The organism is Pseudomonas lalkuanensis, assembly GCF_008807375.1.
Taxonomy (GTDB): domain Bacteria; phylum Pseudomonadota; class Gammaproteobacteria; order Pseudomonadales; family Pseudomonadaceae; genus Metapseudomonas; species Metapseudomonas lalkuanensis.
The window spans coordinates 293,697-319,191 of the sequence record NZ_CP043311.1; the positions used below are offsets into that span (position 1 = coordinate 293,697).

Below are 25,495 nucleotides of genomic sequence, written 5' to 3' on the forward strand. Positions count from 1 at the left end.
GCCCGCCTTAAGGTCGGTCAGGGCTGCCGAGCGGTCAGTCCCGGCAGGTCGGGGAGCGTGCGCGGGCGCTGGATGCGCACCCGCTTCTGGCGGTTCAGCTCGCCGCTTTCCAGGCTCACCTGGCTCTTGGCGACCCCGAAGGCCTCCGCCAGGAAGGCCATCAGGTGGGCGTTCGCCTTGCCTTCCACCGGCGGCGCGGTGAGGCGGATCTTCAGCCTTTCGCCATGCAGCCCGGCGAACTCGTCACGGCTCGCCTTGGGTTGCAGATGGCAGTCGAGGATCAGGTCCTCGCCTGCCCAGCGGTACCAGCTCATCAGAGGAACGGGCTGAGGATCTGCGGCATGCCGGTCATGGCGGCCAGGTTGCCGATCACCAGCATGTCCAGCAGTTTCAGCGCAATGAAGGCGAAGATCGGCGAAATATCCAGGCCGCCAAGGTTGGGCAGTAGCTTGCGGAACGGCATCAGCAGCGGTTCGCAGATCTGGTTCACCAGCTGTGCGCCGGGGTTGTAGCTGCCCGGCGCGACCCAGGACAGGATCACGCTGATGATCAGGGCGAAGAAGAACACCTTCAGGAACAGCGAGGTGACGCCGATGATGGACCAGATCAGCAGTTGCAGCAGGTAGCCGCCGACGCCGTAGCCCATGAGGGTCAGGGTGACGACCATCAGCAGCAGCTGGACCAGGATGGCCAGCACCAGGGACGCGAGATCCAGGCCGCCGAAGCCGGGGATGATCTTGCGCAGCGGGTTGAGCAGCGGCTTGGTGGCGCGCACCACGAACTGGCTCAGCGGGTTGTAGAAGTCGGCGCGCACCAGTTGCAGGATGAAGCGCAGCAGGACGATCAGCAGGTAGAGGCTGCCGAGGGTCTGGATCACATAGATGGCTGCGGTGTTGAGTCCGGTCATCGAAAGCTCCTTATTGGCCCAGTTGTTCGGCCAGCTCGGCCGAACGCCGGTCGGCGGCGTTCAGGGCCTGTTGCACCAGGGCTTCGAAGCCGCCGGCCTGGAAAGTCTTGATCGCCGCTTCGGTGGTGCCGTTGGGCGAGGTGACGCGGCGGCGCAGCTCGGCGGCGTCGACGTCGCTGGAAACCGCCATGCGCGCGGCGCCCAGGGCGGTCTGCAGGGTCAGCTGCTCGGCGGTGGCGCGGGGCAGTCCGAGTTTTTCGCCAGCGGCGGTCATGGCTTCCATCAGCAGGAAGAAGTAGGCCGGGCCGCTACCGGAAACAGCGGTCACGGCGTCGATCAGTTTCTCTTCCTCCAGCCAGAGGGCGATGCCCACGGCGGACAGCAGCTGCTCGGCCTGCTCGCGCTGGGCGGCAGTGACCTCGGCGTTGGCGTAAAGGCCGCTCGCGCCCAGGCCTACCAGAGCCGGGGTGTTGGGCATGCAGCGCACGATCGGGCGCGCGCCGAGCCAGGCGGCCAGGCTGGCGCAGGTGATGCCGGCGGCGATGGAAACCACCAGCTGGCCATCCTTCAGGCTGGGTGCCAGGGCCTGGCAGACCGCCTTCATGACCTGCGGCTTGGTCGCCAGGACCACCACGTCGGCGCCTTGCACGGCGTCGGCGTTGCTTTCCACCACGTCGATGCCGTGCTCGGCGCTGATCTTCGCGCGCTGCTCGGCGCCGGGATCGCTGGCGCGGATGTGGTCGGCGGCGACGCCCTGGGCGCGCAGGCCGCCGATCAGGCTGGCGGCCATGTTGCCGGCGCCGATGAATGCAATGCGGGGAGTGCTCATGAATGCTTCCTTAATTAGTGCGAGGGCTGGCCGTAGTCGCGGGCGCCGAACAGCGCGGTGCCGATGCGCACCCAGGTGGCGCCTTCGGCGATGGCCGCTTCCAGGTCATGGCTCATGCCCATGGACAGGGTGTCCAACGAGGGGTTCAGCGCCTCCTGCAACTGGCGCAGGCGGGCGAAGGCGGCATGCTGCTCCGCCGGGTCTTCGGTGGGTTCGGGAATCGCCATCAGGCCACGCAGGCGCAGGTTCGGCAGCTCGGCCACGGCAGCGGCCAGGGCCGGCAGATCCTCCGGGGTGCAGCCAGACTTGCTGTCCTCGCCACTGACGTTGACCTGCAGGCAGATGTTCAGCGGCGGAAGGTGCGCGGGGCGCTGGGCGGAGAGGCGTTCGGCGATCTTCAGGCGGTCCACCGAGTGCACCCAGTGGAAATGTTCGGCAATGGATTTGGTCTTGTTCGACTGGATCGGGCCGATGAAATGCCAGGTCAGCGCAAGGTCAGTGAGCTCGACCTGCTTGGCCAGTGCTTCCTGCAGGTAGTTCTCGCCGAAATCGGCCACCCCGGCGGCGAAGGCTTCGCGGACGGCGTCGGCGGGTTTGGTCTTGCTCACGGCCAGCAGGCCGATGCTGGAAATTTCTCGCCCTGAGGCTTGCGCCGCCTCACGGATACGCGCGCGAACCTTTGCAATATTGTCTGCTATCGTGGACATTACCTGCGCTCTACAGCCCGGCCTGAGTGGGGTCTGCGGCATTCTAACTGCCGCTGAAAAATGTAGCGAGCTACGGCCGGGCAGGTCGGTATCGACAGCCTCAGGCCCGGCGCGGTGATCATTCAGCAGTCTGCAAACCGTTTGCTTCGAATTGGGGAGCCCCATGGATATTACTGAGTTGCTTGCCTTCAGCGCCAAGCAGGGCGCTTCGGACCTGCATCTCTCGGCCGGCCTGCCACCTATGATTCGCGTCGATGGCGACGTGCGCCGGATCAACCTGCCGGCCCTGGACCACAAGCAGGTCCACGCGCTGATCTACGACATCATGAACGACAAGCAGCGCAAGGATTTCGAGGAATTCCTCGAGACCGACTTCTCCTTCGAAGTCCCTGGCGTCGCGCGTTTCCGGGTCAACGCCTTCAACCAGAACCGCGGCGCCGGCGCCGTGTTCCGTACCATTCCCTCCAAGGTCCTGAGCATGGAAGACCTGGGGATGGGCGAGATCTTCAAGAAGATTTCCGATGTTCCGCGCGGCCTGGTGCTGGTCACCGGCCCCACCGGTTCGGGCAAGTCCACCACCCTGGCGGCCATGCTCGATTACCTGAACAGCACCAAGTACCACCACATCCTCACCGTGGAAGACCCGATCGAATTCGTCCACGAGTCGAAAAAGTGCCTGATCAACCAGCGGGAAGTGCACCGCGACACCCTCGGTTTCAACGAAGCCCTTCGTTCGGCCCTGCGTGAAGACCCGGACATCATCCTGGTGGGCGAGATGCGCGACCTGGAAACCATCCGCCTGGCACTGACCGCAGCGGAAACCGGTCACCTGGTATTCGGCACCCTGCACACCACCTCCGCGGCCAAGACCATCGACCGCGTGGTCGACGTGTTCCCCGCCGAGGAAAAGGCCATGGTCCGCTCCATGCTTTCCGAATCCCTCCAGTCGGTGATCTCCCAGACCCTGCTGAAGAAGATCGGCGGCGGCCGGGTGGCGGCCCACGAGATCATGATCGGCACCCCGGCCATCCGTAACCTGATTCGCGAAGACAAGGTGGCGCAGATGTACTCCGCCATCCAGACGGGCGGCTCGCTCGGCATGCAGACCCTCGACATGTGCCTCAAGGGCCTGGTCGCCAAGGGCCTGGTCAGCCGCGAGAGCGCGCGGGAAAAGGCCAAGAGCCCGGAAAACTTCTGACCCGCCTGACCGGCGCCGGCATCGAACAGCGAGAACGCCATGGAATTCGAGAAACTGATGCGCCTGATGGTGGAAAAAGGCGGTTCCGACCTCTTCATCACGGCGGGTGTGCCGCCGTCGATGAAGGTCAACGGCAAGATCATGCCGGTGACCAAGAACCCCATGTCGCCGGAAATGACGCGGGAAACCGTGCTGGGCGTGATGAACGAGCAGCAGCGCCGTGACTTCGCCGAGCACCACGAATGCAACTTCGCCATCAGCGCGCGGGGCATCGGGCGTTTCCGTGTCAGCGCCTTCTACCAGCGCAACCTGGTGGGCATGGTGCTGCGCCGGATCGAGACCACCATCCCTACCATCGATGAGCTGAAACTGCCGGAAATCCTCAAGAAGCTGGCACTGACCAAGCGCGGCCTGGTGCTCTTCGTCGGCGCCACCGGCACCGGCAAGTCCACCTCCCTGGCGGCGATGATCGGCCACCGCAACAAGAACAGCAGCGGCCACATCATTTCCATCGAAGACCCGATCGAATTCATCCACCAGCACCAGAGCTGCATCGTCACCCAGCGTGAAGTGGGCATCGACACCGAGTCCTTCGAAGTGGCCCTGAAGAACACCCTGCGCCAGGCGCCGGACGTGATCCTGATCGGCGAGGTGCGGACCCGCGAGACCATGGACCACGCCATCGCCTTCGCCGAAACCGGCCACCTGTGCCTGGCCACCCTGCACGCCAACAATGCCAACCAGGCGCTGGACCGCATCATCAACTTCTTCCCCGCCGACCGGCAGCAGCAGGTGTGGATGGACCTTTCGCTGAACCTCAAGGCCATCGTCGCCCAGCAACTGGTGCCGACTCCGGACGGCAAGGGCCGCCGCGCGGTGATCGAAGTGCTGATCAACACCCCGCTGGCCGCCGACCTGATCCGCAAGGGCGAGGTACACGAACTCAAGGCCCTGATGAAGCGCTCCTCCGAGCACGGCATGCAGACCTTCGACCAGGCGCTCTACAACCTCTATTCCCAGGGCGAGATCACCTACGAAGACGCCCTGCTCTACGCCGACTCGGCGAACGACCTGCGCCTGATGATCAAGCTCGGCTCGGAAACCGATGGCGAGCACCTGCAGCACATGAGCGACGGCCTGTCGCTGCAGGTGTCGGAAGAAGACCCGGGGCGCCGCTTCCGCTAAGCTTGCGCTCCATGAACAAGCCCGCTTCGGCGGGCTTCTTCATGTCCGCGATTCACACATCCCTGCAGGAGGCAGCATGAACACCCGTCAGGACACCCACAGCAAGGTCATCGGCTACCTGCTCTGGATTTTCGGATTCCTCGGTTCCCACCGCTTCTACTATGGCAAGCCGGTGACCGGCACCATCTGGTTCTTCACCCTGGGCCTGTTCTTCATCGGCTGGATCATCGACCTGTTCCTGATCCCGGCCATGGACCGCGAGGCTGGCCTGCGCTTCAACGCCGGCCAGTACGACTACAACGTCGCCTGGATCCTGCTGACCTTCCTCGGCGTCTTCGGCGTGCACCGCATGTACCAGGGCAAGTGGATCAGCGGCATCCTCTACCTGCTTACCGGCGGCTTCTTCCTGATCGGCGTGCTCTACGACTTCTGGACCCTGAACACCCAGGTGTCGGTGCTCAACGCGCGCTAAGCCGATTCCTGTCCTTGTGGGGGCGAATTCATTCGCTAACCGGACCGCCAGGTCCGGCCTGCAAGCTTTGCCGGGGACGCTGCGCGTCCCTTCGCGAATGAATTCGCCCCCACAGGATCAATCCCTCTCGGCCTGACCCCTTCGTCGGAACCCGTGGCGGCCCCCCGCCTTGCGGCCTATGTTCCAGCGTGGGGCGCCTGCTTCGCCCCCTGCCTGGTCGCGCAAGGAGGTGACGCCATGAACAGTGTCAAAGATGTTCGTCCCGCAGTCCTCGACCTGATCGGCAACACTCCGCTGGTGCGGGTCACCCGCTTCGATACCGGCCTCTGTACCCTGTTCCTGAAACTCGAATCCCAGAACCCCGGCGGTTCGATCAAGGACCGCATCGGCGTTGCCATGATCAACAGCGCCGAACGTGATGGCCGGCTCAAGCCTGGCGGCACCATAGTCGAGGCGACCGCCGGCAACACCGGCCTGGGCCTGGCCCTGGTGGGCCGCGCCAAGGGCTACCGGGTAGTGCTGGTGGTGCCGGACAAGATGTCCACCGAGAAGGTGCTGCACCTGAAAGCCATGGGTGCCGAGGTGCACATCACCCGCTCCGATGTCGGCAAGGGGCACCCCGATTACTACCAGGATCTGGCCGGCCGCCTGGCCGCGCAGATTCCCGGCGCCTTCTTCGCCGACCAGTTCAACAACCCGGCCAATCCCCTGGCCCACGAGAGCACCACCGGCCCGGAGATCTGGCAGCAGACCGGGCAGGACGTGGACGCCATCGTCGTCGGCGTCGGCTCCGCCGGTACCCTCACCGGCCTGACCCGCTATTTTCGCCGGGTGCAGCCGGCCCTGGAGATGGTCCTGGCTGACCCGGTGGGTTCGGTGATGGCCGAGTACGTGCGCAGCGGGACCCTGGGCGCGGTCGGCTCCTGGGCGGTGGAAGGCATAGGCGAGGACTTCGTGCCGTCCATCGCGGACCTGTCCAGCGTGCGCCATGCCTATTCCATCAGCGACGAGGAGAGCTTCGCCCACGCCCGCGAACTGTTGCGCGTCGAGGGCATCCCCGGAGGGTCGTCCACGGGCACCCTGCTGGCGGCGGCGCTGCGTTACTGCCGCGAGCAGAAGACGCCGAAGCGGGTGGTCAGCTTCGTCTGCGATACCGGCACCCGCTACCTGTCGAAGGTCTACAACGACCAGTGGATGACCGACCAGGGCCTGCTGGCGCGCAAGCGCTACGGCGACCTGCGCGACATCATCGCGCGGCGCTACGAGGACGGCCGGGTGATCAGCGTGGGACCGGACGACACCCTTCTCACTGCCTTCCAGCGCATGCGCCTGGCGGATGTTTCGCAATTGCCGGTGCTGCGGGACGGGGATCTGGTGGGGGTGGTGGACGAATCGGACATCCTGCTCGGCGTGCACGCCGACGCCACGCACTTCCGCCAGCCGGTGGCGAGCGTCATGACTACGCGTCTGGAGACCCTGGCACCGGATGCCAGCCTCGCCGAACTGCAGGAAGAGCTCGACCGCGGCCTGGTCGCGATCATCGCCGACACCTCCGGATTCCACGGCCTCATAACCCGCTCCGACCTGCTCAATCACCTGCGGAGGACCCTTGCATGAGCCAGCAGGACGACACCGATCCACGCGCCTTCGCCACCCGCGTCATCCACGCCGGCCAGGCCCCGGACCCCTCCACCGGAGCCATCATGCCGCCGATCTACGCCAACTCCACCTATGCCCAGGAAAGTCCCGGCGTGCACAAGGGACTGGATTACGGCCGCTCCCACAACCCTACGCGCTGGGCCCTGGAGCGCTGCGTCGCGGACCTGGAAGGCGGCGCTCAGGCCTTCGCTTTCGCCTCAGGGCTGGCGGCTATTTCCACGGTACTGGAGCTGCTCGACAGCGGGTCCCACATCGTTGCGAGCAATGACCTCTACGGCGGCACCTTCCGCCTGTTCGAGCGGGTGCGGCGAGTCAGCGCCGGGCACAGGTTCAGCTTCGTCGACTTCAGTGATATCGGTGCGATCCAGGCGGCGATCCAGGACGATACCCGCATGCTCTGGGTAGAGACCCCGAGCAACCCGCTGCTGCGCCTGGCCGACCTGGAAGCCATCGCAGAGCTGTGCCAGGGGCGGGGCATCATCCTGGTTGCGGACAACACCTTCGCCAGCCCCTGGGTGCAGCGGCCCCTGGAACTCGGCTTCGACCTGGTGGTGCATTCCACCACCAAGTACCTCAATGGCCACTCCGACGTGATCGGCGGCATCGCCATCGTTTCCGCCGACCGCCGTTGCGAACCGCTGCGCGAGCGCCTGGGCTTCCTGCAGAACGCCGTGGGCGCCATCGCCGGGCCTTTCGACGCCTTTCTCACCCTGCGCGGGGTGAAGACCCTGGCCCTGCGCATGGAGCGCCACTGCCATAACGCCCAGGAACTGGCCTACTGGCTTGAGCAGCAGCCGCAGGTGGCGCGGGTCTACTACCCCGGCTTGCAATCCCATCCCCAGCACGCCCTGGCGCGGCGGCAGATGCAGGGGTACGGCGGCATGATCTCCCTCGACCTGCGGGCCGACCTGGCGGGTACCCGGCGATTTCTCGAGGCGGTGCGCATCTTCACCCTGGCCGAGAGCCTGGGTGGCGTGGAGAGCCTGATCGAGCACCCGGCGATCATGACCCACGCCAGTATCCCGGCGGAGATCCGTGCGGAGCTGGGCATCGGTGACTCGCTGGTGCGGTTGTCGGTGGGGGTGGAGGACGTGGACGACCTGCGCGCGGATCTGGCGCAGGCGCTGGGGAGGGTTTGAGGGCTCCCGGGCTCAGACTGGGCAACGTCGTGAGGCGGGACTTTTCCCCCTCACCCCAGCCCTCTCCTTGCAGGGAGAGGGGGCGGGGGGGAGGGCGTCAGTTGCCCGGTTTCAACACCAGCGTCTCCTGGCTATTGGCCTTCACCTCATCCTCGGCAAAGTGCATCGGCACGTATTCGCCGCGTATGTAGGCCTCGGCCTGGTCCTTGTAGTGACGGTCAAACGGCACGCCGCTCTGGCCGACCGGGTTGATGCCCAGGGCATGCTCGGCGTCGGCCATGTCCACCAGCCGGCGCGTCGAGGGGCCGTGGAACACTTCCCAGGGCGCCGGGCCGACGCGGTGGGACAGGTTGTTGGGTACCTCGTGACCACCCGGCGCGGCGAAGGGGCCGACATTGAACAGCTGGTTCAGCGGCTTCTGCTGCCCCAGCGGATGGCTGTGGGTCAGGGTGTGGCCATTGCCCCATTGCCATTTCGCGCTGTCCTCGCCCAGGGTCTTCTTCAGGTGCGCGAGGCTGGCCTGCCAGGCGGCCTTGACCACCTCCGCGCGGCCTTCCTTCTGCGGCGTATCGCGCTTGTCCCACCAGGGCGATGCCGGGTCGCTGGTCAGGCGCGGCAGGGCGGAGTCGAGGATGCGCGTTTGCAGCAGGCTGTCGAAGAAGGCATCGCCCAGCTCGTCGCGCATCATCGCGTTGGCCAGTTCGAAGGTGAGCTGGTTGAACAGCGTGGCTGCGGCGGAGTCCAGCGGATGGTCGCCCGTCCAGCCGGCCAGTTGCTCCACCAGGGCGCGCTCGGCATCGTTGGCCGCCGCCGCGCGCAGGTCACCCAGGATGGGGGCGAGCAGGCGCGGGCCATAGCCGGTGGTGGTGTCCAGCTGCAACGCCTGGCTGTTCTGCACATCCCACTTCACGCCCGGCTGGGCCAGCAACTGGTTCAGGCGCACGCCGCGATCCGGCAGGTTGTAGTAGCCCGGAATGGCGACGCCCGTGGGCGACAGCGGCTGGTAGTTGGCCGAGACGATGAAGCCGCGCTCGGGGTTTTCCTCGTGGGGGTTGGCACTGAAGGGCAGGTAGCCGGGTTTGTCGGCCTCGCTGGTGCTGCCGTCGAGGATGAAGTAGGGATTCACGCCGTCCGGGCGTTGCGGCAGTTTCGCCGCCGCCCACCAGCCGATGTCGCCGGCGGCGTTGGCCCAGATCACGTTGAGGCCGGGGGAATGGATCTTTTCGGCGGCGGCGCGGGCCTTGTCCAGGCTGTCGGCGCGGTTGAGCTGGTAGAAGGCGTCGAGGATGGGGTTCTCGGTTTCCAGGAAGGCCCACCACATGGCGATGGGCGTCTTGCCGGCGGCAGCGCCCAGGGCGTCGTTGATGATGGGGCCGTGGGGCGAGCGGCGCAGGGTCAGCTTCACCGGTTCGCCGTCCTTGACCTGGATGGTTTCCTCGCGGCTTTCCAGGTTCACCCACTGGCCCTGGTACCAGACCTGATTCGGGTTGTCCGGATTGCTCTTTTCGGCGATCAGGTCGAGGTCGTCGTTCTGGAACATGGTCAGGCTCCAGGCGAACTGGCGGTTGTGCCCGAGGGACGCGACCGGGTTCAGGGCCTGGTGGTGGCCGTAGAGTTCGAAGCCCGGATAGCTCAGCTGCGCCTCGTACCACACCGCTGGCACGGCAAAGCGGATATGCGGGTCGCCGGCCAGCAGCGGCTTGCCGCTGGCGGTGCGGCTGCCGGATACGGCCCAGGCGTTGCTGCCCTCGAACTGCGGCAGGCCGGCTTCGATCAGGGCTTGCTGGCTGAGGTGCGCGAGCTTGTTGAGGTCCTGCCAATCGCCCTTGGCCAGCGGCTGGCCGATCACGCCTTCGGGGTGCCAGTGGAGGTCGAAGGCCTTCAGGTAATCGGCGCCCAGTTCGTCGCGCACGTAGGTGATGACCGGTTCGGTGCGGAACGCGGCGGCGAAGCTGTAGGCCATGTAGCCGGCGACGGAAAGGGTGTCGGCAATCGTGAAGGGGCGTTTCTCGATGCCCAGCAGGTCGAACTCCACCGGTGCCGGGCGGCTGGCCTGGTACTGGTTGATGCCGTCGAGGTAGGCCTGCAGGGCCCTGGTGGCCGGGCTGTCCTGGTCCATCTTGCGGGCGTACTCGTCGGCGTGGGCGCGAATCCCCAGGGTGCGGAACAGGCGATCGGTGTCCACCAGGCGGGCACCGAGCACTTCGGCCAGCTCGCCACGGGCGAGCCGGCGCAGCATTTCCATCTGGAACAGGCGGTCCTGGGCATGGACGAAGCCCAGGGCGCGATACAGGTCGGCTTCGTTGGCGGCCTGGATGTGCGGCACGCCGCGCTCGTCGTAGCGCACGGTCACCGGGGCCTGGAGGTGGGCGATGGCAAGCTCGCCATCGCGCACGGGTTTCTTGCTCTCGCTGTACCAGGCGGCGCCGCCGGCGGCCGCTGCAATGACGACGGCCAGGACAGTCAGGGTGCGTTTCATGCACGAAATTCCTTGTTGTTATGGTCGCGGCATTTTCCCCAAGCGGAACCTGGCGGGCATTGACCAAATACGTGCGAGCTGAAAGTCTTTGGTCAATCTCGAGGAACCGCTATGTCCACCGTCGAATCCGATGCCTCCAGCTTCGTCCCGCTGACTCATTCGGCCACCCTGCGTCGCCTGCTCTACGAAGCGCTGTCCGAGCTTGGCCTCGATCCGGGGCGGGTGTACCTCGGCGTGAACCAGCACCGTCGCCCGGGACCGCCGCCGGTGGACGGCCGCTTGCGGCACGACGATGCGCCGCAGTTCTGGCTGGCCGCTGACTCGTTGGTCGGCGACCCCGATATCGGACTGCATCTGGGCGAGGTCATGAAGCCGCGCTTGCTCGATGTGGTGGGCTACCTGCTGCTGGCCAGCCGTGATCTGGACGAGGCGTTGGCGAGCTTCCTGCGCTTCCAGCACATCCTTTCCGGCGGCTTCGTCGCCCAGCTGCGGACCGAAGGCGCGCAGGCCCGACTGGTGATCGACCTCAACTACCTGGGTTTTTCGTCCCTGCGCCAGCAGATGGAGTGCCTGGCGCTGCTGTTCGCCAAGCTGCTGGGCTTCATCACCGATGGCGATTTCCGCCTGGAGGGCGTGCAGTTCCGCCATTCCCGGCCGGCGCGGGTCAGTGAGCATCAGCGGTTGTTCGGCCTGTTGCCGGAGTTCGGCTGCGAGCACGACGCGCTGCTGTTCCCAGCGTCGCTGCTGAAACGCCCGTCGCGTACCGCCAATCCCGAGCTGCACCAGATGCTCTGGCGCCACGCCGAGGCGCAACTGGAGGCGCTGGCGGGCAATGACCTGCTCAACCGCCTGCGCTACCTGCTGGGGGTTCGCCTCGGTGAGGCGGACTGCTCGCTGGAAGCCTGCGCGGCAGAACTGGGCCTTGGTGCGGGCGGCTTGCAGCGCGCCCTGGCGGAGCAGGGCAGCAACCTGCGCAGGGTCCGTGAGTCGGTGCAGCGGCAGCGTGCAGTGGAGCTGCTGCGGGAGGGCAAGGCGATGCGCGAGGTGGCGCGGGCTTGCGGGTTCTCGGAACTGTCGCCGTTCTATCGGGCCTTTCGCCGGTGGTACGGCATGCCGCCGGAGGCCTATCGGGCGCGGCTGAACGCGGTCTAGGACGGCTCGCGCCAGGCGCAGAAGCATCCAGCCGCCAGGGTGCTGCCGGCGCGCACCGGGCGGTTGTCGATCAGGGCTTCGAGGATGGGTTCGATGAAGCTGTTGGCCGAATTGCACACCGCGCCTTCGCTGTACGGGCCGAAGTAGGCCAGGCGGCCCTCGCGGTCCCAGATGCCCACCGCGGGCACCGCCGGCAACTCTTCGGCGCCAGGTATTCCCGCCAGTGGCTGCAGGGCTTCCAGGCCCGGCGGGAGCTGACCCTTGCTGCCCGGCTTCTGCAAGGCGTGGAAGGTCACGCCCTGGGGCGCGAAACGCTGGATCAGCTCGGCCAGGTGCTGCTGGTTGCCAGCGTTGCAGGGGCAGGCCGGGTCCCAGAAATGCACCAGGCGGATCGGCCCCGGTCCGGCGAGCTCGGCCGGCAGGCGCAGCTGTTCGCCGGAGAACACCGTGGCCTGGGTGTTGAAGGGCCGGACGTAGCGCGACTCGTACCAGCGCAGGGCCAGCAGGATGGCGCCGACGCAGGCGAGGAGGGCGAGGCTGGTGAGCAGGGTCTTGGGCTTGAATGCGCGCATGGATATGGGCCTGTGCGGGGGCGCGTAGCTTGCCACGTTGCGCCGGGCAGCAGAATATCGGCAGCCGGCCAGGACCCCAGGCGGTCCTGTGGATAGCGTTGTTTCATTCAGGGAAAGCCCGATGTCAGACCCGTTCCAGCCCGATCTCCTGCGTCCGCTGTTGCGACCCTTGGCCGCAGGTGCCGCCGACCTGCGCCAGACCCAGAGCTATCGCGCGTTCTACCGGCTGGACTTCGCCTCGCGCCTTCCGGGCGTGCAAGCGCGCCTGGGCTGCGCCGAGGCGGCCGGGTATTCGCTGGTCACCCAGCTCTGGCTGCCCCCCGAACCGCGCGCGAGCCTGGTGATGCTGCACGGCTACTACGACCACATGGGCCTCTATGGTCATCTGGTGGAGTGGGCGCTGGGCATGGGGTTCGCGGTGATCGCCTGCGACCTGCCCGGCCATGGGCTGTCCAGCGGCGCGCGGGCCAGCATCGGTGACTTCGCCGAGTACCAGGCCACGCTCCAGGCCTTGCTGGACGAGGCCGCGGCCCTGAACCTGCCGCAACCCTGGCACCTGGCCGGGCAGAGCACCGGCGGCGCCATCCTGCTGGATTACCTGCTGACCGGCACACCGCGCCCGGAGCTGGGCGAGACCCTGCTGTTCGCGCCGCTGGTGCGTCCGCGCGCCTGGGGCTGGTCGAAGTTCAGCTACCAGTTGATGCGGCACTTCGTCGAAAGCATTCCACGGCGCTTCAGCGTCAACTCCAGCGACGCCGAGTTCATCGAGTTCGTCCATCACAAGGACCCGCTGCAGCCGCAGACCCTGCCCACCGCCTGGGTCGGCGCGCTGGCGCGCTGGGTGCCGCGCATCGAGCGGGCACAGCGCAGTTCGCGCCGGCCGCTGGTGATCCAGGGCGACGGCGACATGACGGTGGACTGGCGGCACAACCTCAGGGTGCTGGCGGAGAAGTTCGACCAGCCGGAGGTGCTGATGCTGGAAGGGGCCGGCCACCATCTGGTGAACGAGGCGCCGGCCTATCGCGAGCGGTACTTCGGCTTCTTGCGGGAAAGGCTGGGGTAGTTCTCGCAGGTAGGTGCCGGGCTGGCCCCACATCCGTAGCCGCCTTGAAGGCCCCTGCTGGGCTTGGCTCAGCGCCAGCCCACGAAAAGCGTCAGAACCCCTGGGCTGAGGCGTCCTGGCCCACGGCGAGGCCGGCGCGCACGGCGGCCAGGGCTGCCTGGTAGTAGGCCTTGCCGTCTGCGGATTCGGCAAAGGTGACGAACTCTTCCAGCTCCGGATCGGACAGGTCGCGGTAGACGTAGAGCAGGGTGTTATCCAGGTCGTTGCCAATCTGCTCCATCAGCCGCTGGCGCTGGCCGTCGATCATGCCTTGTGCCTGGCCGCCGCCGAGCAGTCCGGGGAGCATCTGGCTCAGGCTGTCGGCCGCGACACCGGCCAGGGCGAGGCTGACTTCGGCGCCGGCTTCGCGGGCGGGCAAGGCCTGGGTCAGGTGGCCGATCAGCAGGCGGCGGGTGGCATCGGCCTCGATGCGCGGCAGTCCGTTGGCGTGCTTGGCCAGCTGGTCGCGGCGGGTGGCCAGGGTTTCCGCGGCGATGATCTTCTTGCCCAGCGGCGACTGGAAGAAGGCCAGCGCCGGACGCGGGTCCTGAAGCTGATTACGCAGGGCGACCTGGGCGCGCTGGTCGATGGCCTGGGGCTGGAAGCGGCGATTGCTGTTGTCCACCAGGGCCTGGTAGACCGCCGGCGGCAGGGTTTTCTGATAGCGCTGCTGGGCCGCCGTGAGGGCGTCGTTGAAGTGCGCGCGCTGCTGCGGCCAGCCGGCTGCCTGGTAGAGGTGGGCATGGTCGTCGGCCAGGGCGGGCAAACCGAAGAGGAGGAGGGTGACGGCGAAGAGCAGGCGCATGGAGTCTCCTTGATGACGCAGTCCGCAGTTCGTATCGGACCCACGCTAACGGCATCGGTTCGGCGGGGAAGGCGGTGGCGGCGGGCGGGCAGTGCGGGATTGAGCGTGCGGCTATTCTCAGCGGACTCGGGCTTTAATGTCGAGGTGTCAGAAACTGCCATAAGTCATGTAGGCGATTTCCTGGCCGCTGGTAGAATGCCGCCATCATGACTGCATCTCCCGAATCCCCGCTGACCGCCCTGATCGTCGACGACCTGGCCAACCAGGGCTGGTCCCATCAGTGCCTGGCGCTCCCCGCCGAACTGACCGCCAAACTCGCCGAAGAGTGCCGCGTGCGCTCCGCCGACGGCAGCCTTGCGCCGGCATCCGTGGGGCGTGGCGAGGGGCAGCAGGTTCGCGAGGGTGTGCGGGGCGATCGTATCCACTGGCTGGAGCCTGGCCAGTCAGCCGCCAGCGACGCCTACCTGGCGCTGATGGACGACCTGCGCCAGCGCCTCAACCTCGAGCTTTATCTCGGGCTGGAGGATTTCGAGTGCCACTTCGCCCTCTACCCACCCGGCGCCTTCTACCAGAAGCACCTGGATCGCTTCCGTGACGATGACCGTCGCACGGTATCGGTCGTGGCGTATCTGAACGCCGACTGGCAGGCGGAGCAGGGTGGTGCCCTGCGCCTCTACCTGGCCGAGGGCGAGCGGGACGTTTTCCCCGAAGGCGGCGGCCTGGTGGTGTTCCTGTCCGCCGAGCTGCCCCATGAGGTCTTGCCGGCGACCCGTGAGCGCATGTCCATCGCCGGCTGGTTCCGCCGGCGGGGTGGCCCGCTCTAGCCCCGCTCCGGGTTCAGTGTCCCCAGACCCGGAAGTTTCCCCGCAGGTCGGTGATGTCGCGAATCTCCAGGCTGCCCAGGCGGCTCTCGCCGACGTGCATGTCGGCGGCGACGCGCACGCGAATGCGCTGGGCGGGGATACCGCTGCCCTGGAGCTGATCGTTGATGGTGGTGAGGTCCGGCAGCTCCAGGCGGACCTGCTGGGTGCCGGCGGCGTTCTTCACCACATCGATTTTCAGGGTCGGCTGGTCGACGCCGAAGATGGGCAGGGTGAGGCCGAGCTGCGCAGCCCCCAGGGGGAAGCTGCCGCCGGCACCGTTGGGACAGTCACCGGGCTTGAGGCAGCCGTTGTCGATGCGTACGTTGCGCAGCGACAGGCTGCCGCCGTCGTCGTTCCAGGTGATGCTGTCGATGCGCGCCATCACGTCCAGGCGCAGGTTGATCCCGGCCTGGCCGCTGATCTCGCTGAGGGCCTGGTTGTCCAGGGATTCGAGTGCGGCCTGGCCGGTGCCGCTGAGCAGGGCGGTACCGCAGGCCAGGGCAAGGCGAAGGTTCTTTGTTGTTCTGGGCATGGCACGCTCCTGTGCGGTTGGCGCGCAGAGTCTGGAGCGCCGCAGGGGTGGCGGCCAGTGGCGCCGGACGCTTCCCGTCTAAGGATGGGGAAGCTCGTCGCCTGCCCCTGTGACCGGCTTGGCAGTTGCCCGGCCAAGGCAATACCTTCGATCAGGGCACCGGTTCGCGCCGGTGCCGCTGGTGTTACCCGGGGTGACCACCAAGGTGCCCCTCTGGAGATGACGATGCAGAAGATCCTGGTCAGCCGCTGCCTGCTCGGGCAGCGCGTGCGCTACGACGGCGGCGCCCATGGGCCGTTTGGCCTGCTGGAGCGCTGGCAGGCGGAAGGGCGTATCGTGCCGCTCTGCCCCGAAGTGGCGGGCGGCCTGCCAACCCCGCGCGCGCCGGCGGAGATTGCCGGCGGACGCGGTGCTGCGGTGCTGGACGGTGAATTGCCGGTGCTTACCGACGATGGCCAGGATGTGACCGCCGAATTCGTCGCCGGGGCGCGCATCGCCCTGGAACTGGTTGCGGCCCACGGCATCCGCATCGCGCTGCTCAAATCGCGCAGCCCATCCTGCGGCAACCGGGAGAACTACGACGGCACGTTCAGCGGTGCGCGCGTCGCGGGTGAGGGCGTGACCGCCGCGGCTCTGCGCCGCGCCGGTGTCGAGGTGTTCAGCGAAGAGGAGCTGGCCGAGGCGGCCGCGCGCCTGGCCGAGCTGGACGAGGCTTGAGTCTCAGCGCGAGCGGGTCACAGCGGGCTGGCTGAGGTCCTTGCCCAGCCACTGTTTCGAGAGTTCGCCCAGCTTGCCTTCACTGCGCAGCTTGACCAGCGCGCGGTTGAGGCTGTCGCGAAACGCCGGATTGCCCTTCTGGAAGGGAATCGCCATGGGCTGCTCCGCGCCACTGTCGCCTTCGGCCTCGGCCAGGGGGAAGACGTAGGGCTCGCTGAATTCCAGGCTGGCCTGGCCCTGTTCCGGTCCTGCCAGCTGGTCCAGGGCGATGTCGTAGCGACCGCTTTGCAGGCCGTCGAGCATCTTGCCGTCGTCGTCCACCACGAAGTCCGCGTCCACGTTCAGTTCCGTCGCCAGGGCACGGCCCAGCTCCACGCCGAAGCCGATCAGCTTGCCGTCTTCGCGGTAGCTGTAGGGTGGATTGTTGTCTTCGATGGCGATGCGCAGGCTGCCGCGTTCCCAGACATCATCGAGCAGCTCGGCCTGGGCCAGGGGGCTCAGCAGGGCGAACAGGGCGGGCAGGCAGTACAGCAGGCGCATGGGGGACTTCCTCGTTTCTTTATGTTTTTCGGCTGGCGTGGGTGCAACGCCTTGCTCGGACAGCAAGTGAACCTATTCGGTTGCATGGAGTCTGGTGTCTCGCTCACAAAAACATGGAGATGTGTAATGAGGACTTTGTCTTTTCTGAGCCTTGGCGCCCTGCTGCTCGGCGCCGCTACCGCCACCCTGGCGGCTGTCCCGCGTACTCCGGCGCCTGAAGGCGCGCAGGTGTACTTCATCGAGCCGGCTGATGGTGCCACCGTCGGCCAGACCTTCACCGTCAAGTTCGGCCTCAAGGGAATGGGCGTCGCGCCGGCCGGCGTGGACGTGCCCGCAACCGGTCACCACCATCTGCTGATTGGCCTCGCCGAAAGGCCGGAGATGGACAAGCCGCTGCCCATGACCGACGAGATCCGTCACTTCGGCAAGGGCCAGACCGAAACCCAGGTCACCCTGCCGCCCGGCAAGCACACCCTGCAACTGCTGGTGGGAGACAAGAACCACGTGCCGCTGGAGCCGCCGGTGATCTCGCAAACCATCACCGTGACGGTCAAGTAAAGACGCTGGAAACGAAAAAGGGAGGCCGAGGCCTCCCTTTTTCATGTGTTGCCGCTTCTCTGAAGAGGCTCGCGAGCCAGGGCGAGACAAGGCGGAAAGAGCCGGGGAGAGCGGAGTTCACGACTGTAAATGAGCATCTCCGAGGCTCTTTCCAACGCAGTATCGCCGACCCGCAGCAGCCCCTTCTCAGAAGAGGACGCGGCTACGGATAGTGCCGTTGACGTGCTGCAGCTTCTCGAGGGCGAGGTCCGAGTATTCGGCATCGACGTCGATCACCACGTAGCCAACCTTGTCGTCGGTCTGCAGGTACTGGCCGGAGATGTTGATGCCGTTGTCGGCGAACACCTTGTTGATCTCGCTCATCACGCCCGGCACGTTCTGGTGGATGTGCAGCAGACGGTGCTTGCCCGGGTGGGACGGCAGGGCCACTTCCGGGAAGTTCACGGAGGACACCGAAGTACCGTTGTCGCTGTACTTGACCAGCTTCTCGGCCACTTCCAGACCGATGTTGGCCTGGGCTTCGGCGGTGGAACCACCGATGTGCGGGGTCAGGATCACGCGGTCCAGGCCACGCAGCGGGCTCTCGAACTCCTCGTCGTTGGACTTGGGCTCGACCGGGAACACGTCGATGGCGGCGCCGATCAGGTGCTCGTCCTTGATGGCGGCGGCCAGGTGATCCAGCTCGACCACGGTACCGCGGGCGGCGTTGATCAGGATGCCGCCCTTCTTGATGGCGCGGATTTCCTTCTCGCCGATCATCCACTGGGTGGACGGCAGCTCGGGTACGTGCAGGGACACGATGTCGGACATGCCCAGCAGCTCGTGCAGGTTGCCAACCTGGGTCGCGTTGCCCAGCGGCAGCTTGGTCACGGTGTCATAGAAGAACACCTGCATGCCGAGGGCCTCGGCCAGTACCGACAGTTGGGTGCCGATGGAGCCGTAGCCGACGATACCCAGCTTCTTGCCGCGGATTTCGAAGGAGTTGGATGCGGACTTGATCCAGCCGCCGCGGTGGCAGGAGGCGTTCTTCTCCGGAATGCCGCGCAGCAGCAGGATGGCCTCGGCCAGCACCAGTTCGGCTACCGAGCGGGTGTTGGAATAGGGGGCATTGAAGACCGCGATACCGCGCTCACGGGCGGCATTGAGGTTGACCTGGTTGGTGCCGATGCAGAAGCAGCCGACGGCGATGAGCTTCTTCGCGCAGTCGAACACCTCTTCGGTGAGCTGGGTGCGGGAGCGGATGCCGATGAAGTGGACGTCGGCGATCTTCTCTTTCAGTTCGTCACCCGAGAGGGCGCCCTTGAGGTACTCGATGTTGGTGTAACCGGCGGCCTTCAGGGTGTCCACGGCATTCTGGTGAACGCCTTCGAGGAGAAGGAACTTGATCTTGCTCTTTTCGAGAGAGGTCTTGCTCATCTGCGTACCTATGTATCCCGGTAAAAATGACAGAAGCGGGCCGTGGGGCGGAGCGGGCTGCTCCCCGGAAAATCGGCTGGAGAGCACGATTCGCGGGGTGCGTATGCTAGCATGATCTCCTTTTCCCTTGCTCGGTTGCGACCTGAATCGTTCTCAGGGCGACCATGAATGATTTGAGAGTTCCGCTGATGACCAACGCTGCCCTGATCGAAGAGCTGAAGACCCTGGTTGAGCCCGGCAAGGTGCTGACCGATGCCCCGTCCCTGGACGCCTACGGCAAGGACTGGACCAAGCATTTCGCCCCGGCTCCCAGCGCCATCGTCTTCCCCAAGACCATCGAGCAGGTGCAGGCCATCGTGCGATGGGCCAACCAGCACAAGGTCGCGCTGGTGCCGTCCGGCGGCCGAACCGGCCTCTCCGCTGCGGCCGTGGCGGCCAACGGCGAGGTGGTGGTCGCCTTCGACTACATGAACCAGATCCTCGAGTTCAACGAGTTCGACCGTACCGTGGTCTGCCAGCCGGGCGTGATCACCGAGCAACTGCAGAACTTCGCCGAGGAAAAGGGCCTGTACTACCCGGTGGACTTCGCTTCCGCGGGCTCCAGTCAGCTTGGCGGCAACATCGGCACCAATGCCGGTGGAATCAAGGTGATTCGCTACGGCATGACCCGTAACTGGGTAGCCGGCCTGAAGGTGGTCACCGGCGCCGGCGACCTGCTGGAGCTGAACAAGGACCTGATCAAGAACGCCACCGGCTACGACATGCGCCAGCTGTTCATCGGCGCCGAAGGCACCCTGGGCTTCGTAGTGGAAGCCACTATGCGCCTGGACCGCGCGCCGAAGAACCTCACCGCCATGGTGCTGGGCTCGCCGGACCTGGATTCCATCATGCCGGTGCTGCACGCCTTCCAGAGCAAGCTGGACCTCACCGCCTTCGAGTTCTTCTCCGACAAGGCCATGGCCAAGGTTCTGGCCCGTGGCGACGTGCCGGCGCCCTTCGAGACCGAGTGCCCCTTCTATGCGCTGCTGGAGTTCGAGGCTGCCAGCGAAGAAATCGCCAACGACGCCCTGGCTACCTTCGAGCATTGCGTCGAGCAGGGCTGGGTGCTGGATGGCGTGATGAGCCAGAGCGAGCAGCAGCTGCAGAACCTGTGGAAGCTGCGTGAGTACATCTCCGAGACCATCTCCCACTGGACCCCGTACAAGAACGACATCTCGGTCACCGTTTCCAAGGTGCCGGCCTTCCTGCACGACATCGACGCCATCGTCGAAGCCAACTACCCGGACTTCGAAGTGGTCTGGTTCGGCCATATCGGCGACGGCAACCTGCACCTGAACATCCTCAAGCCGGACAACCTGTCCAAGGACGAGTTCTTCGCCAAGTGCGCCACCGTGAACAAGTGGGTGTTCGAGACCGTGCAGAAGTACAACGGCTCGATCTCCGCCGAGCACGGCGTGGGCATGACCAAGCGCGATTACCTCGGCTACAGCCGTTCTGAGCCGGAGATTGCGGTGATGAAGGCGATCAAGGCGGTGTTCGATCCCAACGGGATCATGAACCCGGGAAAAATCTTCAACTGAAAGCTACTGCGCTCGGCCAGGCTGCGTTGAGTTCAGGCTCGGAATGCTCATTTACAGCAGTAAACCCCGCTTCCTCGCCTGAACTCGCCTTGCCTGGCCTTCGCTCGTGACGCGTTCAGCGTTGCGTTCAACAGGAGTCGGTAAATGAGCTACCAGCACCAGTATGTCGATGGCACTCCGATCCACTTTTCCCTGGGCAAGGTGGTCTGCGTCGGCCGCAACTACGCCGAGCACGCCAAGGAACTGAACAACCCCGTGCCCACGGAGCCGCTGCTGTTCATCAAGCCGGGCTCCTGCACGGTGCCGCTGGCCGGCGGCTTCAGCATTCCCCAGGACCGTGGGGCAGTGCATTACGAGGCGGAAATCGCCGTGCTGATCGGCAAGCCGCTGTCCCGCCATCCCGATGTGGAAGAAGTGCGCGACGCCATCTCCGGCTTCGCACCGGCCCTGGACCTGACCCTGCGCGACGTGCAGGCCAAGCTCAAGGAGAAGGGCCTGCCCTGGGAAATCGCCAAGAGCTTCGACGGCGCCTGTGTGCTGGCGCCGTTCGTGCCGGGCGACGCCCCCGAGCAACTGGATGACATCGGCATCCGCCTGACCATCAACGGCGAGGTCCGCCAGGACGGCAATAGCCGCGACATGCTCAATCCCATCCTGCCGCTGATCCAGCACATGGCCGGTCATTTCAGCCTGCAGCCTGGCGATGTCATCCTAACCGGCACGCCGGTGGGCGTCGGCCCGCTGCACCGGGGCGATGTGCTGGTGCTGGAGCTTGTGGGCCACAGCAGCTTCGAAAGCCGCGTCCTCTGATCGGGCCGACCGGCGGCAGGCCGTTTCACGGAACTTTCACTGGCAGTTGGCTATCTCTTGCCGACCCCATCGTTGAGTAGTCCCCGATGTCGTTCCGTTTCCCGCAGTTCATCCGCCGCCGCCGGCTGATGTTGGGATTGGTCGCCGCCCTCGCTGGCACCACCGCCCTCACGCGCTATATGCACTGGGACGACCGCGCCCTGGTCTGGCTGGCCGAGCAGCAGCTGACCGACGAACAGCGGGCCGACAGCATCTGGCTGCCGGGCTACAAGGTCGTGCTGCAGGGCAAGCCCCTGGTGGGCCTGGAAAACGACGAAACGTCCGATCTGGCCTACAACCCCGTCACTGGGACCCTGTTCACCGTGACCGGCAAATCGCCGACCCTGGTGGAGTTGAGCCGTGACGGCGAGGTGTTGCGCAAGATCCCGCTCAAGGGATTCTCCAATCCCGAAGGCGTGGCCGTGCTGGAAGGCGGCCATGTGGCGGTGACCGATGAGCGCCGCCGTACCCTGTCGATCTTCGAGTTGGACCCGGAAACCCGCGAACTGAACGCCGGCAGCACCCCGGAGTTCGACCTTGGCTTCCCCGACTCCGGCAACAAGGGCTTCGAAGGCATCGCCTGGGACCCGGCCAAGGGGCGCTTGATCCTCGGCAAGGAACGCGGTCCTGTCGCCCTGTTCAGCCTGGGCAGCGATGGCACCGACGCCCTGGGTGAGGTGCTGCGCCCGCTGCCGAGCTACGGCCTCGGCATGCGTAACCTGTCCGCCCTTAGTGTCGACCCGCGTACCGGCCACCTGCTGGTGCTTTCCGCCCAGTCCAACCTGCTGCTGGAGCTGGACGACCAGGGCGACCCGGTCAGTTTCATCAGCCTCCTGGGCGGCATGAATGGCCTGGAAAATCGCATTCCCCGCGCCGAAGGCGTGGCCATGGACGAGAGCGGCGACATCTACGTCGTCAGCGAGCCGAACCTGTTCTACGTGTTCCGCAAGGAGCTTGTCGCCAGCGCTGAAAAGGGCTGAATGCCCCGCCCCGTTAAGCTTCGCTTAAGGCGCTTTTAAGCCTCGTTTCAGCCAGTCGCCCTAGCCTGATCCCGTCAACCACCAACACACGGGATCACTTCCATGAAAGCCAAATACCTCGCCCTGCTGGCCGCTCCGCTGTTCTCCACCGCTGTCATGGCCAGCAGCTACACCGGCCCGGGCGCCACCGCCCAGATCAGTACCGTCGCCGCCGCCCTGGAGGCCGCCGACGATGCCCCGGTGGTGCTCAAGGGCCAGATCGTCCAACGCATCAAGGGCGATATCTACGAGTTCAAGGACGCCACCGGCACCATGAAAGTGGAAATCGACGACGAAGACTGGCCGCCGATGCCCATCGGCGAGAAAGATACCGTCAAGCTGACCGGCGAAGTGGATCGCGACCTGACGGGCCGCGAGGTGGATGTGGAATTCGTCGAGCGGGTGAACTGAGTCCCTTGGCAGACCCTTGTGGGAGCGAATTCATTCGCGAATGAATTCGCTCCCACAGTCATATGGCATCAAGCCACGCTATCGAACCCCTGCAACACATTGATCGCGTTGATGCCGATCTCCTCCACCGCATAACCCCCCTCCATCACGAAGAGCGTCTGCAGGCCGAGCTTGCCGATGATCTCACCCATGCGCAGGTAGTCCGGGCTGTCCAGCTTGAACTGCGAGATGGGGTCTTCCTTGAAGGTATCCACGCCCAGTGACACCACCAGGGCGTCCGGCGCGTACTCGGTAATCTGCCGGCAAGCGTCGGCCAGTGCCAGGCTCCAGACGGACCAGTCGATGCCCGAGGCCAGCGGGTAGTTGAAGTTGAAGCCTGCCCCCGCTCCCACGCCTTTCTCGTCGGCAAAGCCCAGGTAGTAGGGGTACTCGAAGCGCGGATCGCCGTGGATAGAGGTGAAGAGCACGTCGGCGCGGTCGTAGAAGATGTCCTGGGTGCCGTTGCCGTGGTGGTAGTCCACGTCCAGCACCGCGACCCGCTTCGCTCCGGCATCCAGCATCGCCTGCACGGCGATGGCCGCGTTGTTCAGGTAGCAGTAGCCACCCATGTAGTCGGCAGCGGCGTGGTGGCCCGGCGGGCGGCACAGGGAGAAGATGCCGCGGGCGCCCTTGCGCAGTTCGGCCTGGCCGCTCAAGGCGACGTTGGCCGAACTGGTGATGGCCTGCCAGGTGCCGGCGGTGATGGGCGCGCCGGCGTCGAAGGAGTAGTAGCCCAGGCGTCCGTCGATGTCGGTGGGCTCCACCTGGCGCAGGCGCCGGGTCGGCCAGGCGATGGGCAGCATGTCGTGGCTGCGGCCCTTGGCCTGCCAGTCGCTCCAGGCGTTCTTCAGGAAGTTCACGAAGCCCTCGCTGTGCACCCGCAGGATGGGCGACAGGCCGAAGTCGGTCGGTGCCTGGATGGCACCGAGATTCACCGCCCTGGCGCGGTCCAGCACCATGTCGGCCCGGCTCGGTTTCTCGAAGCAGGGGGTGAACTGGCCGCCGATCAGCTCGTGCTTGCCGTGGTGCAGGTGGTGGTCGTCGGAATAGATCGTCAGCATCAGCGTCTCCTCTCGGCTAGCAGGTCTTGGGGATCATTCGAATTCTGAGAATTGCACGTGCGGCGCCTTGCGGCGGAAGCCGCCGGTCTGGATTGCCAGGTAAGCCAGGCCGACCGCGAACCAGCCGAGGCCAATGGCCAGGGTCAGCCCCGACAGGCTGGTCCATAGCCAGGCGATCAGCGCGAATCCGATTGCCGGGATCAGGCCATAGCGAACCAGGTCACCCGGCTGGCGCGGGCAGCCGTCGAACAGGTGGGTACGGATCACCGCCAGGTTCACCGCGGAGAACGCCACCAGGGCGCCGAAGCTGATCATCGAGGCAAGGGTGGCAAGGTCGATCACCACCGCCAGCAACGACACCAGCGACACGATGAGGATGGCCACGGTCGGGGTGTGGAAGCGCTCGGACAGGGTGCCGAACAGGCGGCGCGGGAGGATTCCGTCGCGGCCCATGCTGTAGAGGATGCGCGAAACCGAAGCCTGGGATGCCAGCGCCGAGCCGGCGGCGCCAGCCACGTAGGTGGCAGTGAAGAAGGCGGCGAGGAACTGACCGCCGGCCTTCAGCATCACCTCGTTTGCGGCAGCATCCGCGTCCTGGAAGACGCTGCCGGGGAACACCAGTTGGGCCACCAGCGACAGGACGAAGAACAGCACGCCGGCGCAGAGGGTGGTGATGATGATGGCGCGGGGGATGTCGCGTTTCGGGTCGCGGGCCTCTTCGGCCAGGGTGGAGACCGCATCGAAGCCGAGGAATGACAGGCAGAGCACCGCCGCGCCGGCCATCAGCGGTGCCAGGCCTGGCTGGGTGCCGTCGCCGATGAAGGGCGTGGTGAAGTCGATGGGGGTGCCGAACAGGCTTTGGCCGGCCATGGCCAGGAACACCAGGACGAAGACCACCTGCGCGATCACGATCAGGTTGCTCATGCCGGATACCGAGCTGATGCCGAGGATGTTCAGCACGGTCACCAGGGCGATGGTGCTGACGACGAAGACCCAGGCCGGCACTTCGGGGAAGGCGATGTTGAGGAACAGGCCGATCACCAGGTAGTTGATCATCGGCAGGAACAGGTAATCCAGCAGCAGCGACCAGCCGGCGAGGAAGCCCACACCGGGGCCGAAGCTCAGGCTGGTGTACGAATAGGCCGAGCCGGCAATGGGGTAGCGGCGGACCATGAAGCTGTACGACAGGGCGGTGAAGATCATCGCCAGCAGGGTCACCACGTAGGCCAGGGCGGTGCGGCCGCCGGTCATTTCGGTGACCACGCCGTAGGTGGTGAAGATGGTCAGCGGCACCATGTAGACGAGGCCGAAGAACACCAGGGCGGGCAGCCCGAGTATCCGGCGCAGGGCGGTTCCCTGGGCGCTGTGGGTGAATTCGTTGGGCAGGCTGCCGCTGTTGTCGAGGCTGGCGGACGGGGTGGGCATTGTTCTTCTCTCCGGGATACTGCGCGCCGCTGGGCGGCGCCTGGGTCGCGATGCGAGCCATCCTTGCGCGTGCGAGGCCGGGTCCGTTGCGCATCCGGCTGTGCGCGGGCAGTCAGTAAGGGTGGAGACGGGGCGTCCGCTGAAAGGACGGAGGAAGGGTGTTCTGAAGCGCAAGCGCACGGGACATTTTCATATCTCTCTAGCCATTGTTCTTGTTGGATCGGCACCCGTCTGTGGGGCGCCTGCTAGTTGAATGCGCTTCGATTCTGTCAGTGGAAC

The 25,495-nt window shown here is 65.9% G+C and carries 26 protein-coding genes; 14 read left to right on the forward strand and 12 right to left on the reverse strand.

Annotated elements, in window-relative coordinates:
* Positions 1–17: 17 nt before the first annotated feature.
* The 4 genes from FXN65_RS01400 to FXN65_RS01415 are packed head-to-tail and all read right to left on the reverse strand — an operon-like array spanning position 18 to position 2,443.
* Entirely contained in the window at positions 18–314 is a 297-nt protein-coding gene (locus tag FXN65_RS01400; protein ID WP_151131309.1) for a DUF167 domain-containing protein, read from the reverse strand.
* Positions 314–907, reverse strand: coding sequence for a YggT family protein (locus tag FXN65_RS01405; protein ID WP_120653589.1), 594 nt, complete (start codon positions 905–907; stop codon positions 314–316). The genes FXN65_RS01400 and FXN65_RS01405 overlap by 1 nt, the downstream gene beginning before the upstream one ends.
* Before the next feature lie 10 nt (positions 908–917).
* Entirely contained in the window at positions 918–1,736 is an 819-nt protein-coding gene (gene proC / locus FXN65_RS01410; protein ID WP_151131310.1) for a pyrroline-5-carboxylate reductase, read from the reverse strand.
* A 14-nt stretch (positions 1,737–1,750) separates the two neighbouring features.
* On the reverse strand, positions 1,751–2,443 hold the full coding sequence (locus tag FXN65_RS01415) for a YggS family pyridoxal phosphate-dependent enzyme (protein WP_151131311.1): 693 nt from the start codon (positions 2,441–2,443) through the stop codon (positions 1,751–1,753).
* 163 nt (positions 2,444–2,606) lie between these two features.
* On the opposite strand from FXN65_RS01415, the gene pilT reads away from it, so the two are divergent.
* From pilT to FXN65_RS01440, 5 genes are all read left to right on the forward strand, one after another.
* A complete protein-coding gene (gene pilT / locus FXN65_RS01420; protein WP_151131312.1) occupies positions 2,607–3,641 on the forward strand; it encodes a type IV pilus twitching motility protein PilT in 1,035 nt (344 codons plus the stop codon).
* 39 nt (positions 3,642–3,680) lie between these two features.
* Entirely contained in the window at positions 3,681–4,826 is a 1,146-nt protein-coding gene (locus FXN65_RS01425) for a PilT/PilU family type 4a pilus ATPase (protein WP_151131313.1), read from the forward strand.
* A gap of 76 nt (positions 4,827–4,902) precedes the next feature.
* Positions 4,903–5,298 carry an NINE protein gene (locus tag FXN65_RS01430; RefSeq protein ID WP_151131314.1) on the forward strand — a complete coding sequence of 132 codons (396 nt, stop codon included), beginning with the start codon at positions 4,903–4,905 and terminating at the stop codon, positions 5,296–5,298.
* A gap of 237 nt (positions 5,299–5,535) precedes the next feature.
* Positions 5,536–6,915, forward strand: coding sequence for a pyridoxal-phosphate dependent enzyme (locus FXN65_RS01435; RefSeq protein ID WP_151131315.1), 1,380 nt, complete (start codon positions 5,536–5,538; stop codon positions 6,913–6,915).
* Positions 6,912–8,096 (forward strand): trans-sulfuration enzyme family protein, encoded by a 1,185-nt coding sequence (locus tag FXN65_RS01440; protein WP_151131316.1) that lies wholly within the window; start codon positions 6,912–6,914, stop codon positions 8,094–8,096. The genes FXN65_RS01435 and FXN65_RS01440 overlap by 4 nt, the downstream gene beginning before the upstream one ends.
* 97 nt (positions 8,097–8,193) lie before the next feature.
* Here the strand turns inward: FXN65_RS01440 and FXN65_RS01445 are convergent, their stop codons facing one another.
* The gene (locus tag FXN65_RS01445) at positions 8,194–10,575 is read right to left on the reverse strand and encodes a penicillin acylase family protein (RefSeq protein ID WP_151131317.1); all 2,382 of its coding nucleotides are present in this window, start codon (positions 10,573–10,575) and stop codon (positions 8,194–8,196) included.
* 111 nt (positions 10,576–10,686) lie between these two features.
* On the opposite strand from FXN65_RS01445, the gene FXN65_RS01450 reads away from it, so the two are divergent.
* Positions 10,687–11,727 carry an AraC family transcriptional regulator gene (locus FXN65_RS01450; RefSeq protein ID WP_151131318.1) on the forward strand — a complete coding sequence of 347 codons (1,041 nt, stop codon included), beginning with the start codon at positions 10,687–10,689 and terminating at the stop codon, positions 11,725–11,727.
* On the opposite strand, the gene FXN65_RS01455 is transcribed toward FXN65_RS01450, so the two are convergent.
* Positions 11,724–12,299, reverse strand: coding sequence for a DUF6436 domain-containing protein (locus FXN65_RS01455; RefSeq protein ID WP_151131319.1), 576 nt, complete (start codon positions 12,297–12,299; stop codon positions 11,724–11,726). The two genes, FXN65_RS01450 and FXN65_RS01455, sit on opposite strands and share 4 nt — an antisense overlap.
* A 121-nt stretch (positions 12,300–12,420) precedes the next feature.
* On the opposite strand from FXN65_RS01455, the gene FXN65_RS01460 reads away from it, so the two are divergent.
* The gene (locus FXN65_RS01460; protein WP_151131320.1) at positions 12,421–13,362 is read left to right on the forward strand and encodes an alpha/beta hydrolase; all 942 of its coding nucleotides are present in this window, start codon (positions 12,421–12,423) and stop codon (positions 13,360–13,362) included.
* Positions 13,363–13,453: 91 nt separating this feature from the next.
* On the opposite strand, the gene FXN65_RS01465 is transcribed toward FXN65_RS01460, so the two are convergent.
* Positions 13,454–14,206 (reverse strand): DUF2059 domain-containing protein, encoded by a 753-nt coding sequence (locus FXN65_RS01465; protein ID WP_151131321.1) that lies wholly within the window; start codon positions 14,204–14,206, stop codon positions 13,454–13,456.
* Between the two features lie 206 nt (positions 14,207–14,412).
* Here FXN65_RS01465 and FXN65_RS01470 point away from each other — a divergent pair, with 206 nt between their 5' ends.
* Entirely contained in the window at positions 14,413–15,030 is a 618-nt protein-coding gene (locus FXN65_RS01470) for a 2OG-Fe(II) oxygenase (RefSeq protein WP_151131322.1), read from the forward strand.
* Between the two features lie 13 nt (positions 15,031–15,043).
* Here the strand turns inward: FXN65_RS01470 and FXN65_RS01475 are convergent, their stop codons facing one another.
* A complete protein-coding gene (locus FXN65_RS01475; protein ID WP_151131323.1) occupies positions 15,044–15,601 on the reverse strand; it encodes a DUF6160 family protein in 558 nt (185 codons plus the stop codon).
* A gap of 225 nt (positions 15,602–15,826) precedes the next feature.
* Between FXN65_RS01475 and FXN65_RS01480 the strand changes: the two genes are divergently transcribed.
* Complete coding sequence (locus tag FXN65_RS01480) at positions 15,827–16,318, forward strand: DUF523 domain-containing protein (protein ID WP_151138628.1); 492 nt, start codon at positions 15,827–15,829, stop codon at positions 16,316–16,318.
* Between the two features lie 3 nt (positions 16,319–16,321).
* On the opposite strand, the gene FXN65_RS01485 is transcribed toward FXN65_RS01480, so the two are convergent.
* A complete protein-coding gene (locus FXN65_RS01485; RefSeq protein WP_151131324.1) occupies positions 16,322–16,858 on the reverse strand; it encodes a transporter substrate-binding domain-containing protein in 537 nt (178 codons plus the stop codon).
* Between the two features lie 126 nt (positions 16,859–16,984).
* On the opposite strand from FXN65_RS01485, the gene FXN65_RS01490 reads away from it, so the two are divergent.
* On the forward strand, positions 16,985–17,416 hold the full coding sequence (locus FXN65_RS01490) for a DUF4399 domain-containing protein (RefSeq protein WP_151131325.1): 432 nt from the start codon (positions 16,985–16,987) through the stop codon (positions 17,414–17,416).
* Positions 17,417–17,602: 186 nt separating this feature from the next.
* Here FXN65_RS01490 and serA read toward each other — a convergent pair whose 3' ends face one another.
* On the reverse strand, positions 17,603–18,832 hold the full coding sequence (gene serA, locus FXN65_RS01495; RefSeq protein ID WP_151131326.1) for a phosphoglycerate dehydrogenase: 1,230 nt from the start codon (positions 18,830–18,832) through the stop codon (positions 17,603–17,605).
* A 188-nt stretch (positions 18,833–19,020) separates the two neighbouring features.
* Here serA and FXN65_RS01500 point away from each other — a divergent pair, with 188 nt between their 5' ends.
* From FXN65_RS01500 to FXN65_RS01515, 4 genes are all read left to right on the forward strand, one after another.
* Positions 19,021–20,412 (forward strand): FAD-binding oxidoreductase, encoded by a 1,392-nt coding sequence (locus FXN65_RS01500; protein WP_151131327.1) that lies wholly within the window; start codon positions 19,021–19,023, stop codon positions 20,410–20,412.
* A gap of 144 nt (positions 20,413–20,556) precedes the next feature.
* Positions 20,557–21,222, forward strand: a complete 666-nt coding sequence (locus FXN65_RS01505) for a fumarylacetoacetate hydrolase family protein (RefSeq protein ID WP_151131328.1) — start codon at positions 20,557–20,559, stop codon at positions 21,220–21,222.
* Positions 21,223–21,308: 86 nt separating this feature from the next.
* Entirely contained in the window at positions 21,309–22,241 is a 933-nt protein-coding gene (locus FXN65_RS01510) for an SdiA-regulated domain-containing protein (RefSeq protein ID WP_151131329.1), read from the forward strand.
* Between the two features lie 102 nt (positions 22,242–22,343).
* Entirely contained in the window at positions 22,344–22,691 is a 348-nt protein-coding gene (locus FXN65_RS01515) for a NirD/YgiW/YdeI family stress tolerance protein (RefSeq protein ID WP_151131330.1), read from the forward strand.
* A gap of 68 nt (positions 22,692–22,759) precedes the next feature.
* Here the strand turns inward: FXN65_RS01515 and FXN65_RS01520 are convergent, their stop codons facing one another.
* Together FXN65_RS01520 and FXN65_RS01525 are read right to left on the reverse strand one after the other, a co-directional pair.
* Positions 22,760–23,791, reverse strand: a complete 1,032-nt coding sequence (locus FXN65_RS01520; protein WP_151131331.1) for a histone deacetylase family protein — start codon at positions 23,789–23,791, stop codon at positions 22,760–22,762.
* A 33-nt stretch (positions 23,792–23,824) separates the two neighbouring features.
* A complete protein-coding gene (locus FXN65_RS01525) occupies positions 23,825–25,216 on the reverse strand; it encodes an APC family permease (RefSeq protein ID WP_151131332.1) in 1,392 nt (463 codons plus the stop codon).
* Between the last annotated feature and the right edge of the window lie 279 nt (positions 25,217–25,495).

Bases quoted from the DNA above. Each gene is read 5' to 3' on its own strand.
- FXN65_RS01415 (WP_151131311.1), bottom strand. From the start codon at position 2,443: ATGTCCACGATAGCAGACAATATTGCAAAGGTTCGCGCGCGTATCCGT.
- FXN65_RS01480 (WP_151138628.1), top strand. From the start codon at position 15,827: ATGCAGAAGATCCTGGTCAGCCGCTGCCTGCTCGGGCAGCGCGTGCGC.
- FXN65_RS01465 (WP_151131321.1), bottom strand. From the start codon at position 14,206: ATGCGCCTGCTCTTCGCCGTCACCCTCCTCCTCTTCGGTTTGCCCGCC.
- FXN65_RS01460 (WP_151131320.1), top strand. From the start codon at position 12,421: ATGTCAGACCCGTTCCAGCCCGATCTCCTGCGTCCGCTGTTGCGACCC.
- FXN65_RS01520 (WP_151131331.1), bottom strand. From the start codon at position 23,791: ATGCTGACGATCTATTCCGACGACCACCACCTGCACCACGGCAAGCAC.
- FXN65_RS01425 (WP_151131313.1), top strand. From the start codon at position 3,681: ATGGAATTCGAGAAACTGATGCGCCTGATGGTGGAAAAAGGCGGTTCC.
- FXN65_RS01440 (WP_151131316.1), top strand. From the start codon at position 6,912: ATGAGCCAGCAGGACGACACCGATCCACGCGCCTTCGCCACCCGCGTC.
- FXN65_RS01455 (WP_151131319.1), bottom strand. From the start codon at position 12,299: ATGCGCGCATTCAAGCCCAAGACCCTGCTCACCAGCCTCGCCCTCCTC.
- FXN65_RS01400 (WP_151131309.1), bottom strand. From the start codon at position 314: ATGAGCTGGTACCGCTGGGCAGGCGAGGACCTGATCCTCGACTGCCAT.
- FXN65_RS01445 (WP_151131317.1), bottom strand. From the start codon at position 10,575: ATGAAACGCACCCTGACTGTCCTGGCCGTCGTCATTGCAGCGGCCGCC.
- FXN65_RS01505 (WP_151131328.1), top strand. From the start codon at position 20,557: ATGAGCTACCAGCACCAGTATGTCGATGGCACTCCGATCCACTTTTCC.
- pilT (WP_151131312.1), top strand. From the start codon at position 2,607: ATGGATATTACTGAGTTGCTTGCCTTCAGCGCCAAGCAGGGCGCTTCG.
- FXN65_RS01510 (WP_151131329.1), top strand. From the start codon at position 21,309: ATGTCGTTCCGTTTCCCGCAGTTCATCCGCCGCCGCCGGCTGATGTTG.
- FXN65_RS01450 (WP_151131318.1), top strand. From the start codon at position 10,687: ATGTCCACCGTCGAATCCGATGCCTCCAGCTTCGTCCCGCTGACTCAT.
- FXN65_RS01500 (WP_151131327.1), top strand. From the start codon at position 19,021: ATGACCAACGCTGCCCTGATCGAAGAGCTGAAGACCCTGGTTGAGCCC.
- proC (WP_151131310.1), bottom strand. From the start codon at position 1,736: ATGAGCACTCCCCGCATTGCATTCATCGGCGCCGGCAACATGGCCGCC.
- FXN65_RS01405 (WP_120653589.1), bottom strand. From the start codon at position 907: ATGACCGGACTCAACACCGCAGCCATCTATGTGATCCAGACCCTCGGC.
- FXN65_RS01490 (WP_151131325.1), top strand. From the start codon at position 16,985: ATGAGGACTTTGTCTTTTCTGAGCCTTGGCGCCCTGCTGCTCGGCGCC.
- FXN65_RS01470 (WP_151131322.1), top strand. From the start codon at position 14,413: ATGACTGCATCTCCCGAATCCCCGCTGACCGCCCTGATCGTCGACGAC.
- FXN65_RS01475 (WP_151131323.1), bottom strand. From the start codon at position 15,601: ATGCCCAGAACAACAAAGAACCTTCGCCTTGCCCTGGCCTGCGGTACC.
- FXN65_RS01515 (WP_151131330.1), top strand. From the start codon at position 22,344: ATGAAAGCCAAATACCTCGCCCTGCTGGCCGCTCCGCTGTTCTCCACC.
- FXN65_RS01435 (WP_151131315.1), top strand. From the start codon at position 5,536: ATGAACAGTGTCAAAGATGTTCGTCCCGCAGTCCTCGACCTGATCGGC.
- FXN65_RS01485 (WP_151131324.1), bottom strand. From the start codon at position 16,858: ATGCGCCTGCTGTACTGCCTGCCCGCCCTGTTCGCCCTGCTGAGCCCC.
- serA (WP_151131326.1), bottom strand. From the start codon at position 18,832: ATGAGCAAGACCTCTCTCGAAAAGAGCAAGATCAAGTTCCTTCTCCTC.
- FXN65_RS01525 (WP_151131332.1), bottom strand. From the start codon at position 25,216: ATGCCCACCCCGTCCGCCAGCCTCGACAACAGCGGCAGCCTGCCCAAC.
- FXN65_RS01430 (WP_151131314.1), top strand. From the start codon at position 4,903: ATGAACACCCGTCAGGACACCCACAGCAAGGTCATCGGCTACCTGCTC.